Origin of the sequence: Kribbella koreensis, from assembly GCF_039525325.1 — a bacterium.
Classification (GTDB): domain Bacteria; phylum Actinomycetota; class Actinomycetes; order Propionibacteriales; family Kribbellaceae; genus Kribbella; species Kribbella koreensis.
The window spans coordinates 257,577-269,669 of sequence record NZ_BAAAHK010000006.1; the positions used below are offsets into that span (position 1 = coordinate 257,577).

Annotated in this window: 14 protein-coding genes; 8 read left to right on the forward strand and 6 right to left on the reverse strand. The window is 68.3% G+C overall.

The window, feature by feature from the left end; all coding sequences use genetic code 11:
• Positions 1–3 precede the first annotated feature (3 nt).
• Positions 4–549 carry a mycothiol transferase gene (locus ABD116_RS13575; RefSeq protein WP_343968680.1) on the forward strand — a complete coding sequence of 182 codons (546 nt, stop codon included), beginning with the start codon at positions 4–6 and terminating at the stop codon, positions 547–549.
• Positions 546–1,160: a GNAT family N-acetyltransferase gene (locus tag ABD116_RS13580; protein ID WP_343968682.1), complete on the forward strand. Its 615-nt coding sequence runs from the start codon at positions 546–548 to the stop codon at positions 1,158–1,160. Before ABD116_RS13575 ends, ABD116_RS13580 begins: the two co-directional genes overlap by 4 nt.
• Here ABD116_RS13580 and ABD116_RS13585 read toward each other — a convergent pair.
• From ABD116_RS13585 to ABD116_RS13600, 4 genes are all read right to left on the reverse strand, one after another.
• Positions 1,157–2,134 (reverse strand): ribose-phosphate diphosphokinase, encoded by a 978-nt coding sequence (locus tag ABD116_RS13585; RefSeq protein WP_343968684.1) that lies wholly within the window; start codon positions 2,132–2,134, stop codon positions 1,157–1,159. The two genes, ABD116_RS13580 and ABD116_RS13585, sit on opposite strands and share 4 nt — an antisense overlap.
• Positions 2,135–2,171: 37 nt before the next feature.
• A complete protein-coding gene (locus tag ABD116_RS13590; RefSeq protein WP_343968686.1) occupies positions 2,172–2,735 on the reverse strand; it encodes an NADPH-dependent FMN reductase in 564 nt (187 codons plus the stop codon).
• 101 nt (positions 2,736–2,836) lie between these two features.
• Positions 2,837–3,859: a threonine aldolase family protein gene (locus ABD116_RS13595; protein WP_343968688.1), complete on the reverse strand. Its 1,023-nt coding sequence runs from the start codon at positions 3,857–3,859 to the stop codon at positions 2,837–2,839.
• Between the two features lie 64 nt (positions 3,860–3,923).
• Positions 3,924–5,297, reverse strand: coding sequence for a class II 3-deoxy-7-phosphoheptulonate synthase (locus tag ABD116_RS13600; RefSeq protein ID WP_343968690.1), 1,374 nt, complete (start codon positions 5,295–5,297; stop codon positions 3,924–3,926).
• A gap of 225 nt (positions 5,298–5,522) precedes the next feature.
• On the opposite strand from ABD116_RS13600, the gene ABD116_RS13605 reads away from it, so the two are divergent.
• Positions 5,523–6,680 (forward strand): type IV toxin-antitoxin system AbiEi family antitoxin domain-containing protein, encoded by a 1,158-nt coding sequence (locus ABD116_RS13605; RefSeq protein ID WP_343968692.1) that lies wholly within the window; start codon positions 5,523–5,525, stop codon positions 6,678–6,680.
• Here ABD116_RS13605 and ABD116_RS13610 read toward each other — a convergent pair.
• Positions 6,677–7,069, reverse strand: coding sequence for a DUF2237 family protein (locus ABD116_RS13610; protein WP_343968694.1), 393 nt, complete (start codon positions 7,067–7,069; stop codon positions 6,677–6,679). The genes ABD116_RS13605 and ABD116_RS13610 overlap by 4 nt on opposite strands.
• Positions 7,070–7,079: 10 nt before the next feature.
• Positions 7,080–7,868, reverse strand: coding sequence for a lysophospholipid acyltransferase family protein (locus ABD116_RS13615; RefSeq protein WP_343968696.1), 789 nt, complete (start codon positions 7,866–7,868; stop codon positions 7,080–7,082).
• A gap of 196 nt (positions 7,869–8,064) precedes the next feature.
• Between ABD116_RS13615 and ABD116_RS13620 the strand changes: the two genes are divergently transcribed.
• Genes ABD116_RS13620 through ABD116_RS13640 form a run of 5 tightly spaced genes read left to right on the forward strand, consistent with a single transcriptional unit; the run spans position 8,065 to position 12,088 of the window.
• Entirely contained in the window at positions 8,065–8,829 is a 765-nt protein-coding gene (locus ABD116_RS13620; protein WP_343968698.1) for an alpha/beta hydrolase, read from the forward strand.
• Entirely contained in the window at positions 8,822–9,619 is a 798-nt protein-coding gene (locus tag ABD116_RS13625) for a hypothetical protein (protein ID WP_343968700.1), read from the forward strand. Before ABD116_RS13620 ends, ABD116_RS13625 begins: the two co-directional genes overlap by 8 nt.
• A 35-nt stretch (positions 9,620–9,654) precedes the next feature.
• A complete protein-coding gene (locus ABD116_RS13630) occupies positions 9,655–10,905 on the forward strand; it encodes an ornithine cyclodeaminase, nickel-pincer nucleotide-dependent (RefSeq protein WP_343968702.1) in 1,251 nt (416 codons plus the stop codon).
• A gap of 31 nt (positions 10,906–10,936) precedes the next feature.
• Positions 10,937–11,323, forward strand: a complete 387-nt coding sequence (locus ABD116_RS13635; RefSeq protein ID WP_343968704.1) for a VOC family protein — start codon at positions 10,937–10,939, stop codon at positions 11,321–11,323.
• 18 nt (positions 11,324–11,341) lie between these two features.
• The gene (locus ABD116_RS13640; protein ID WP_343968706.1) at positions 11,342–12,088 is read left to right on the forward strand and encodes an enoyl-CoA hydratase-related protein; all 747 of its coding nucleotides are present in this window, start codon (positions 11,342–11,344) and stop codon (positions 12,086–12,088) included.
• Positions 12,089–12,093 lie beyond the last annotated feature (5 nt).

The following is a 12,093-nucleotide window of genomic DNA, read 5'->3' on the forward strand; positions in this document are numbered from 1 at the left end:
ACCATGACTAACTACGACCTCCCACACGAGGCGCCGATCGCGGGGACCGAACTCGAGACGATGCTCGGCTCGCTGGAGCGGCAGCGCGCGATCTTCGCCTGGAAGTGCGGCGGCCTGGACTCCGCCGGCCTGCAGAAGTCCCACCCGCCGTCGACGATGACACTCGGCGGGTTGATGAAGCACCTGGCGCTGTGCGAGGACGAGTACTTCACCCACCGCCTGACCGGAACGGAACTGGGAGCGCCGTGGGACGCGGTCGACTGGGACGCCGACCCCGACTGGGAGTGGCACTCGGCCCCCGACGACACCGCCGAGGAGATCTACGCGCTCTGGAACGCGGCGGCCGACCGCTCGCGAGCAGCCGTCGCCGGAGTACTGGCAGAGGGCGGGCTGGACAGCTTGGCGCAGTACAAGAACTCTCGTGGCGAGACGCCGACGCTGCGGCGGCTCCTGATCGACCTGATCGAGGAGTACGCCCGCCATGCCGGCCACGCGGACCTGATCCGCGAGGCGGTGGACGGGCTGACCGGTGAAGAGCCACCGCGATGACGCTCGACTCCGTTGCGGACCAGTTGACCTTCCGGCTGGCCAACGAGGCGTCGTGGGAGGACCTGCAGCTCGTCTTGGGCGACAGCGATGCCGGGCAGTGTCATTGCCAGCGGTTCAAGACACGCGGGTGGATGTGGGCGGTGACCACCGAGCCCGAGCGGGCCGGGCTGATGCGGGAGCAGACCAACTGCGACAACCCGGGAGCCAAGCAGACGAGTGGGCTGGTGGCCTATCTGGATGACGAGCCGGTCGGGTGGTGTGCGGTTGAGCCGCGGACGGCGTACCCGCGGCTGTTCGGGCGTACGCCGGTGCCGTGGAAGGGTCGCGACGAGGACAAGGAGGACGACTCGGTCTGGGTCATCACCTGCTTCGTCACGCGGTCCGGGTACCGGCGGCGCGGGGTCAGCTACGGGATGGCTCGCGCGACGATCGACTACGCCCGCTCGCGTGGGGCCCGGGCGCTGGAGGGGTATCCGATGATGCCGGCGGCCGGAAAGGACGTGCCGTGGGGTGAGCTGCACGTCGGGCACTACAGCGTCTTCGAGGAGGCCGGCTTCAAGGAAGTCAGCCACCCGACGTTGCGGCGGTTTGTGATGCGGGTCGATTTCTAGAAGGGCAGCTTGGGTTGCGGCGGCGCGTGGGTCGGGTCGACGCCGTCGAAGAGGCTGCTGACCGACTCGCCGTCGTGGATCCGCTTGATCGCCTCGGCGAACAGGCCGGACACCGAGCTGACCTGCAGCTCGGGGAAGCCGTCCGGGCGCGGCACGGTGTCGGTGCTGATCACCTCGGTGATCGACGGGTGCGACCGCAACCGCTCGACCGCCTTGCCGGCGAACAGTCCGTGCGTGGTGGCGACGGCGGCCTGCGTACAGCCGAGGTCCTTCAACCGGTCCAGCAGCTCGATGATCGAGCCGCCGGTGGCGATCTCGTCGTCCAGGACGATCGCCTTCTTGCCGGCCACGTCGCCGACGATCGCGTCGATCACCACCCGGTCGTCCGAGAGCCGCTGCTTGCTGCCCGCGGCTACCGGCAGGCCGAGCAGCCGGGCGAACTGGGTCGCCGTCTTCGCATTGCCCAGGTCGGGGCTGACGACGACTGTGTTCGTGAGGTCGGTACCGCGGAAGTGCTCGGCCAGTACGCCGATCGCGGTCAGGTGGTCGACCGGCACCGAGAAGAACCCGTGCACCTGGGGTGCGTGCAACGTCATCGTCAGCACCCGGTCGACACCGGCCGCGACGAGCAGGTCGGCGACCAGACGGGCGCCGATCGAGATCCGCGAGGCGTCCTTCTTGTCCGAGCGCGCATAGGCGTAGTGCGGCATCACGGCGGTGATCTGAGCCGCCGAGGCGCCCCTGGCCGCGTCGATCATGAGGAGCAGCTCCATCAGGTGCTCCTGGGTCGGCGGAACCAGCGGCTGAACGATGTAGACATCGCGCTGGCGGCAGTTCACCTGCAACTGAACCTGTAGGCAGTCGTTGCTGAACCGGTGGATCTCCACCGGCGACAGGTCCACACCGAGATCGGTGCAGATCTGCTGAGCAAGGCTGGAATGGGCACTGCCACTGAACACGACGATCTCTCGCACGGCTCTCCCCGAACGCTGTGACCCGACTGCTTGAAGCCTATCTCGCGGGGTTTTCCATCTTCGCCTTGAGGGCGTCCAGCAGCCCCTGCACCAGCTTGATCGTGTCGTCGTCGATCAGGTTGGCGCCCTCGTCGAAGCGCTCGTGGGCACGGAACGCCATCACCTCGGGCTTCACGACGACGTCCGAGTGGGTCCAGAGGAACGCCTGCCGGAGCGCGAGCTGGGCCCGGACGGTACCGAAGTTGGTCGGGGCGGCGCCCATGATCGCGATCGGCTTGTGCAGCAGGACCGAGGTCGCCGACGGGCGCGAGGCCCAGTCGATCGCGTTCTTCAGTCCGCCGGGGATCGAGTAGTTGTACTCCGGGGTCGCGATCAGCAGCCCGTCGTGGGCCGCGATCTCCTCGCGGAGCCGGCGCGCCTGGGCCGGCAGGTTCTCGGGGGTGTCGAGGTCGCCGTCGTACCAGGGCAGGTCGGCCAAGCCCTCGTAGATCGAGATGTCCACACCGTCGGGCGCGAACTTCTGCGCGGCCCGCAGCAACGCGGTGTTGAGGGAGCCGGCGCGGAGACTGCCGGAGATACCGAGAACCTTGAAGTCAGTCACGAAACAATTTAAACATAAACTATCTGCTCGCAATTCCCTGCCCACGGTGAGTGAGGTCACTTCACCGCTTCAGCTGAGGTCGCCGCCGTGGTCCGGTGGGCTCAGCTGAGGATGCGGGCCAGGATCTCTGCCGCGGTCCGGCAGTCCTCGGCTGAGGCGTCGAGGTGGGTGACGACCCGTAGCTGGGTGGCGCCGACGCCGCCAACTCGTAGGCCGGCTGCCTCGGCGGCTGCCACAACCTCGGCGACGGAGTGGTCCGTGCCGGCGAGGTCGGCGACGACGATGTTGGTGTCGACCTGGTCGGGTTTGACCGAGCCGGGGGCAGCGTCGGCGAGGAGTTCGGCGATCTGGCGGGCGTTGGCGTGGTCTTCGGCCAGGCGCTCGACATTGTGGTTGATCGCGTAGAGGCCGGCGGCGGCCAGTACGCCGGCTTGGCGCCAGCCCGCGCCCAGGCGTTTGCGCCAGACTCGTGCTTCCTTGATGAGCTCGGTCGAGCCGACCAGGACGGAGCCGACGGGGGCGCCTAGGCCCTTCGAGAGGCAGACGCTGGCGGCGGCCGCTCGGGAGGCGTAGGCCTTCAGCGAGATGCCTGAGGCGACCGATGTGTTCCAGAGGCGAGCGCCGTCGAGGTGGAGGGGCATGCCGATCGAGTCGAGCTCGTCGGCCAGGGCGTCGTACGAGCGCTGGATGGCGCCGCCGCCGAAGTTGTGGGTGTTCTCGACCGAGACGGCTGCGGTCTGGACGAAGTACGGGCCGAGGTCGGGGGCGATCAGGGTGCGGATCTGCTCGAGGTCGATCTGGCCGGCTGGGGCGCTCCAGGTGCGGGTGGTGACGCCACTGATCGCCGCGTGGGCGCCGAGCTCGGCGCGGGCGATGTGGGCGCTCGCCTCGCAGAGCACCTCGGAGCCGGGTGGGACGAGCGCCCGGACGCCGAGGATGTTGGCCAGCGACCCGGTCACGGTGAAGAGCCCGGCCTCATGCCCGAGCAGCGCGGCGACCGTCTCCTCGAGTTCGGTGACCGTGGGATCCTCGCCGTACACGTCGTCGCCGAGAGGGGCGCTGGTCATCGCGGCCAGCATCCCCGCGGACGGCTTGGTCACCGTGTCGGAGCGAAGGTCGATCATGCCGCCTCCGCTCCCGTCGCCGTCCCGGCCATCGAGGCGGGCGCCGGCGTTGCGTAGTACCGGATCATGCGCGGGCGCCGCGGAGGCGTTCGGCGACGAGGAAGGCCAGTTCGAGGGACTGGTGGCGGTTGAGGCGGGGGTCGCAGGCGGTCTCGTAGCGGTTGACGAGATCTTCGGCGACCAGTTCCTCGCCGCCGCCGAGGCACTCGGTGACGTCGTCGCCGGTGAGCTCGATGTGCATGCCGCCCGGCCAGGTGCCGACCTGCTCGTGCGCGTCGAAGAAGCCCTGGACCTCGTCGATCACGTCGTCGAAGTTGCGGGTCTTGTAGCCGTTCGGCGTCTCGTAGGTGTTGCCGTGCATCGGGTCGCACACCCACGCGACCGGCGAGCCGTGGTCGCGGACCGCCTCCAGCAGCGGCGGCAGCCCGGCGCGGATCTTGCCCGCGCCCATCCGGGTGATGAAGGTCAGCCGGCCCTCGATCCCCTTCGGGTTCAGCTTGTCGATCAGGGCCCGGATGTACTCCGGGGTCGTGGTCGGGCCGATCTTCACGCCCAGCGGGTTGCTCAACGTCGACAGGAACTCGATGTGCGCGCCGTCCAGCTGACGGGTCCGCTCCCCCACCCAGAGCAGGTGGCCGGACACGTCGTACGGCAGCTCGGTGCGCGAGTCGATCCGGGTCAGGGCGTGTTCGTACTCGAGGATGAGCGCCTCGTGGGAGGCGTAGAAGTCGACCGTCTTGAACTCGTCGGCGGTCGCCCCGCAGGCGCGCATGAAGGCGAGCGCCCGCTCGATCTCACCGGCCAGCTGCTCGTAGCGCTGCCCGACGGGCGAGGACTTCACGAAGTCGGTGTTCCAGGCGTGCACCTGGTGCAGGTCGGCGTACCCACCGGTGGTGAACGCGCGGGTCAGGTTCAGCGTCGCGGCGGCCGCGTTGTAGACGCCTCGCAGCCGCTGCGGGTCTGGGATCCGCGACTCCGGCGTGAAGTCCAGCCCGTTCACGGCGTCACCCCGGTACGACGGCAGCGTCACGCCGTTGCGCGTCTCGTCGCCGGAGCTGCGGGGCTTCGCGTACTGCCCGGCGATCCGCCCGACCTTCACGACCGGCACGCTCGCGGCGTACTGGAGCACGACGGACATCTGCAGCAGCACCCGGAGCTTGGCCCGGATGTTCTCGGCGGTCACCCCGTCGAACGTCTCCGCGCAGTCGCCACCCTGCAGCAGGAACGCCTCACCGCGCGCCACCGCACCGATCTTGGTGGTCAGGTCGTCGCACTCACCGGCGAACACCAGCGGCGGCAACGTCCTGAGCTGCCCGATGACGTGTTCCAGCGCCTCTTGATCCGGCCACTCCGGCTGCTGCAACGGCTTCAAGGCCCGCAGCTCGTCCAGAGTAGGAACCCCAGGCACTTCCCCCGCACTCAACGTCGCAAATTGCATGTCCCCAGCCTATTCCAGCCGTCTCACCCTCTGCCCAGCCGTCTCACCCCGTCCACCCCGCCCCCGCCAGTCGCGCCCGCCGCCAGCCCCACTTGGGGAGGGAAATACCCCGCTCCGGGGGCAAGATCCACCCCGGCACCGGCCAAAATCCTCCCCGGGCTGGGGTGTCCACAGGGCCAGGAAAAGGGGGCGCCGCGGGTGGTGGGTCGAGGGCATCTTGTCTGTGTGGAGAACGATCAGCAGGGGCGAGTGGGGGCGGCGTTGAGGGGTGGGGGTGATGAGTCGGTTCGGTTGTTCGTGGAGTTGCGGCAGCGGCAGAAGGGGGCCTTCAGCCGGACGCAAGCGTTGGCGCACGGGATCACCGACAAGGTGCTCCAGCGCAGGTGCCGGGTGCGGCAACTGCAGCGGGTGCATCACGGCGTGTATGTCGACTTCACCGGTCCGTTGCCGTGGGAAACCAGGATGTGGGCTGCCTGGCTCGCCTGCGGACCGGAGGCTGCCCTGACCGGCAAGACCGCGCTCCGGTACTACGGGTTGGAAGGCGACTGGGATGACAACGACCCGATCCACCTGGCCGTACCCCACGCGCGTCGCCTCGACCGCCGGGGAAAGATTCGGGTGACCCGCTGGCGCGAACTCGATGCGCGGTTGCATCCAACCCGCAAGCCACCGACCGTACGGCTGGAGGTCGCCCTGTTGACGACCGCGAGCCGGGAACGAGAGACCGCACGGCAGGCAGCAATGCTCCTGGACGCCTGTCGCCAGCGCCGGACCACTCCACAACGGCTGCTGGCCGAGCTGGAATCGCTCGGGCAGCTGGCCGGTCGAGACGGCATCCGGCAGATCCTGCTCGACGCTGTGGACGGTGTGCAGTCGTTCCTCGAACAGTGCTACCTGCGCCGGGTCGAGCGCGCTCACGGCCTGCCCACTGCCGACCGCCAGGTAAGAGCCGTCACAGCTGCCGACTCCACCACGGCTGACCACTCCGGCACGGCCGAGTCCACGACCACTCCCCCGGCCAGCCCTTCGACGCGAGTCGTCTATCGCGACGTCGAGTATTCGCCGTACGGCGTGATCGTCGAACTCGACGGCCGGCTCGGCCACTCCGACGCGCTGTCCCGCTGGCGTGACATGAGCCGGGACAACGCCGCTGCGACGAGCGGGAAGCTCACGTTGCGGTTCGGGTACCAGCTCGTCAGCCACCCCTGCGAGACCGCAGCCCAGGTGGTGACCGCCCTGCGCCACCGCGGTTGGACCGGCGCCCCTCGCCTCTGCTCCCCCACCTGTGCGCTTGGGGAGGATCCTGTCCGGATCCGGGGAGGCAAATACCCCCATTCGGGGGCAACATCCTCCCCACCGGAGGCGAGAAACCTCCCCGGCTAGCTGAGCGAGCTGAGGTCCGGTGGGACGTCGACCGCGTGCTCCCGCAGGACGCTCAGCGGAATCGTCTCGAGCGCTCGGTGGTGGCTGGACGCGAGGACGATCGGCGCTGCCGCACCCGCGTGGTACGCCTGAAGCCAGCGGACCGCGACGACACACCACCGGTCCCCCGGGCGCAGGCCGGTGAAGCCGAACTCCGGCCGGGGCGTGGACAGATCGTTGCCGATCGACGCCTGATGAGTCAGAAACTCCGTCGTCATCACCGCGCACACGGTATGACTGCCGAGATCCTCAGGGCCGGTGCTGCAGCAGCCGTCGCGATAGAAGCCGGTGACCGGATCGGTGCCGCACTCCTGGAGCGCCTCGCCCAGGACGTTGAGTTCGTTCTCCATCGGAGGTCGGTCAGGATGCCTTGGTGTCGCCGAGGCGGGGCTTGATGTGGTCGTCGACCGACTCGCCGGCCTTGATGAGTTCCTTGGCCTTCTCGGCGTACATGTCGACGTACTCCTGGCCGGACAGCTCCATCAAGGCGTACATGATCTCGTCGGTGACCGAGCGCAGCACGAAGCGGTCGCGCTCCATCCCCTCGTACCGGGAGAAGTCGAGCGGTTTGCCGATCGACACGCCCGGGCGGATCAGCCGGGGCAGCCGGCGGCCGGGCTCGCGGATCAGGAACTTCGGCCAGACCGAGCCGGGCGGGTTGAGCTTCTCGGTGTCGATCATCGCCACCGGGATGACCGGCACGCCGGCCACGATCGCCATCCGGGCCACGCCGGTCTTGCCCTTGTAGAGCCGGCCGTCGGGCGAGCGGGTGCCCTCGGGGTAGATGCCGAACAGCTCACCTTTGGCGAGGATCTCCAGCCCGATGTTCAGCGCGGCCAGCGACGCGCGGCCACCCGAGCGGTCGATCGGGATCTGGCCGACCGAGCGGAAGAAGGTCGCCATCAGGCGGCCCTTCAGCCCGGGCGCGGTGAAGTACTCCGACTTCGCCGGGAAGACGATCTGCCGCGGCACCGCCACCGGCAGGAACACCGAATCGGTGAACGCCAGGTGGTTGCTCACCAGCAGCGCCGGCCCGGTCGAGGGAATGTTCTCCAGCCCCTCGACCCTGGGACGGAAGAGGAGCTTCGCAATCGGTCCGACGAAAAACCGCCTGAGGAACAGGTACAGCAACGCCTTCACCTCCGTCACTCGGCCGAGAGCCTACGGTCCACCATCCTCCAGAAGCAACGTGACCGCCAGGAATAGGCGGGTTGCACTCTGTGTTGTCCCGTGGTTGCAGACTGGGTGCGATGTCGATCACGACACTCATGCCGGGGTGGGCGGGTGGCTCCGTGGCTGCGACCATTGGCATCTGCTGGATCCGTCCGACCGTCGAGGAGTACCCGTGGCAGTGCAAGCTCATGCGGAGGAGTTCCGCAGCCCAGGATCCGGTGCGAACGCCGCGACCGGGGTGCTCCTGAGCCACGGCTTCACCGGCTCGCCACGGTCGATGCGGCCGTTCGCCGAGCACCTGGCGGCCGAGGGCTTCGGGGTCGCCGTACCGCGGTTGCCCGGGCACGGGACGACCTGGCAGGAGATGAACAACACCCGCTGGCAGGACTGGTACGCCGTACTGGACAACGAGTTGGAGCGCCTGCGCAAGGAGCACGACCGGGTGTTCGTGGCCGGGCTGTCGATGGGCGGATGCCTGGTACTACGGCTCGCCGAGCAGCACGGCGAGGACATCTCGGGTGTGATCCTGGTCAACCCGTCTGTGCAGACCGACGACAAGCGGCTCGTGCTGCTCCCGGTGCTGCAGCGGCTCGTCCCGTCGTTCCCCGGCATCTCGAACGACATCAAGAAGCCCGGCGTCGACGAGGGCGCCTACTCCCGGATGCCGTTGCGCGCGCTCCACTCGCTCTCGCAGCTCTGGACGATCACCCGGGCGGATCTGGCCAAAGTCACCCAGCCGGTGCTGCTTTTCCGCAGTACTGTCGATCATGTCGTGGAACCGAGCTCGGGCCGGTCGATCCTGGCGTCGATCTCGTCCCGCGACGTGACCGAGACCCTGCTCGAGGACAGTTACCACGTGGCCACTCTGGACAACGACGCACCCCGCATCTTCGCCGACTCCACCTCCTTCATCCACCGGGTGACCGCCGATGCGTGACAACGGCCTGACCGCGTCGACCTACACGTCGATGGGCGGCATAGACCCCCAGATCGCCGAACCAGTCCTCAACGCCCTGGCCGAGGCGGACATCGCGGCGTACACCAAGGCTCCGCGCCAGGCCGCGCAGGCGGACGACGTACCCAAGGAATCAGCTGAAACTGACGCTGAGGCCGCTACCGACCCGGAAAGCACCGCCGTCGCCGAGTCGGCCGCACCGGCGCCGGCGATGGCTGACGAAGCCGCTCCCCCGCGGATTCCCGTCGGGTTCGACGAGATCTTCGTCGATGCTGCGGCCGAGGTCAGGGCCCGGGGGGTCATTGCCCGGAGTACCGAGGATGCCGAGTGGGCGTCTTTGGTGGAGCAGTTCAATCTGCCGTCGGCTGAGGGGCATGACGCGACTCCGGTGCCGCGGTGGCCGGTGAGTGAGGATGTCGAGGAGGGGTCGTACGAGCCGCTCATCGACGTACCGGCCGGGTTGATCGTCGGGGACACCGATGAGGATCCGCCGGAGGAGCCCCCGGCCCGGCGGCAAGAGGATCATCATGATCATTTCGTGCCGCCGGAGCCGCCGAAGGGACCGAAGCTGGACTGGATCAGCCGGGCTGCTTGGCTCGGGTTGATCGGTGGGCCGGTGCTGCTGATTCTGGCGGCGCTGCTCGACTTCGGGACGGGACGGATCACCACGCTGGCGGTGGTCGGGTTCATCGGCGGATTCCTCACCCTGGTGATCCGGATGAAGGACCGGCTGCCACCGGAGGACACCCCGGACGATGGCGCCGTCGTCTAGCCGTTAGGCTGCAGATCGTCGGACAATCCGACGAGATGGAGCCGAAGGAGGCACCCGTGCAGGTCACCGAGACGGTCGAGATCACCGGCCACCTGATGGATACCGGGTTGCTGTCCCGGGTCCTCGACGACATCCGCGGGTACGGCGGCGAGTACACGCTGGACAAGTTCGACCTCGGCTACGACAAGGACGACCCGTCCACCGTCCGGATGACCGTCGGCGCCGAGGACGAGGAAGCGCTCCAGCGCCTGCTGATGCGGATCCAGACCAAGGGCGCGAACCTGGTCAACCCCGGTACGCCGGAGATCTCCGAAGTACTCCAGGACGGCGTCTTCCCGGACGGCTTCTACTCGACCACGAACCTGCCCACCAGCGTCCGCCTCAACGGCCACTGGGTACCGGTCCGCAACCCCGAGATGGACTGCGGCCTGCTGGTCGAGGGCGAGGACGTCCGGACCATCCCGATGTCCGAGGTGAAGGCCGGGATGCGGATCATCTCCAGCGCCCAGGGCGTCAAGGTCACTCCGCCGATCGTCACCCACGACGAGGAGTCGTTCGGCTTCATGGAGTCGGACGTGTCCAGCGAGAAGCCGCAGGGCGTCCTGGTCAAGCAGGTCGCCGAGGGCATGCGCGAGGCGAAGGCAGCCGGGCTGAAGGTGCTCTGGGTCGGCGGCCCGGGCATCGTCCACACCGGCGCCGCGCCGGCCATGGTCGCGATCGTCGAGGCGGGTTTCGTCGACGTCATGTTCGCCGGCAACGCGCTGGCCACCCACGACATCGAGTCGTCCTTGTACGGTACGTCGCTCGGCGTCGACCTGGCCCGCGGCCGCGGGGTCGAGCACGGGCACGAGCACCACATCCGGGCGATCAACACGATCCGCAAGGCCGGCTCGATCGCCGCGGCCGTCGAGTCCGGCGTACTGACCTCTGGCGTGATGCACGCCCTGGTCAAGAAGGGCAACAAGTTCGTCCTGGTCGGCTCGGTCCGCGACGACGGCCCGCTGCCGGACGTCTACACCGACGTACTGGCCGGCCAGCGAGCGATGCGCGCCGAACTCGAAGGCGTCGGCTACTGCCTGATGGCCGCGACCATGCTCCACTCGGTTGCCACCGGCAACATCCTGCCCGCGTCGGTCCCGCTCACCTGTGTGGACATCAACCCAGCCACCGTCACCAAGCTCGCCGACCGGGGCTCCGCCCAGGCCCGAGGCATCGTCACCGACGTAGGCCTCTTCATCGAACACCTGGCCCGGGAACTCTCCCCGGCCTACGCCGACGCCAACTGACTTTGTCGGTGCCGAGTGCCATGGTGGATCCATGGCACTCAGGACGAAAGCTCATTGGTTTGGTGTGGTGCTCAACTCGCCTGATCCGAAGGCGTTGGCGGAGTTCTATCAGCGGTTGCTCGGGTGGACGTTGTATCCGTCGGACGACGACTCCGACTTCGTCAGTCTGGCGCCGTCGGAGGAGGCGGGGTACAACCTTGCCTTCCAGCGTGAGGATCTGTACGAGCGTCCGGTCTGGCCGGCTGAGCGGGGGAAGCCACAGATGCAGCTCCACCTTGATCTCGAGGTGGACTCGCTCGACGAGGCGGTCGCGCATGCTGTCGGGTGCGGGGCGGAGTTGCCGGAGTTCCAGCCGCAGGAGCGGGTTCGTGTGATGCTCGACCCAGATGGTCACCCGTTCTGCCTGTATCTCGGCTGAGCAGGCAGGATGGGTTCCATGACGGAACTCGTGCACCTGGCGGTTGTCGACGGCATCGCGACGATCACGCTCGACTCGCCGGACAACAAGAACGCGCTCTCCCAGCAGCTGACCAGCGAGCTGCTGGCTCACCTGGAGACGGCTGACCGGGACGACGCCGTCCGGGCGATCGTGATCCGGTCGGCGCTGGACGTGTTCTGCTCCGGGGCGGATCTGTCCGAGGCGACATCGGTCGGGATGAAGGTCGGCGCGCAGCGGATGGTCGACGTCCAGCGCGCGATCGTGGCGAACTCCAAGCCGGTCGTCACCCGGGTCGCCGGACCGGTACGGGCCGGCGGGATCGGTATCGTCGCCGCCTCCGACATCAGTATCGCCGGCCACAGCGCGACCTTCGCCCTCACCGAGGTCCGCCTCGGCCTGGCCGCCGCGACGATCTCGCTGACCGTGATCCCCCGACTGACCGACCGCGCCGCCTCCCTCGCCTTCCTCACCGGCAACAGCTTCGACGGCGTCGAGGCAGCGAGCCTCGGACTGGTCACCCAGTCGGTCCCCGACGCGGAGGTCGACTACACCCTCGCCGAAACCCTCAAGTCCCTCCTCAAGGGCGCCCCCCAAGGCCTCCGCGAGTCCAAGAAACTCCTCAACCGAGAACTCCTCGCCGACATCGACGCCCGCGGCACCGACCTCGCTGAGTTGTCCGCATCACTGTTCGGCTCCCCCGCCGCACAGGAGGCGATGCTCGCCTTCCTCAACCGCAAGAAGTAGTAGCC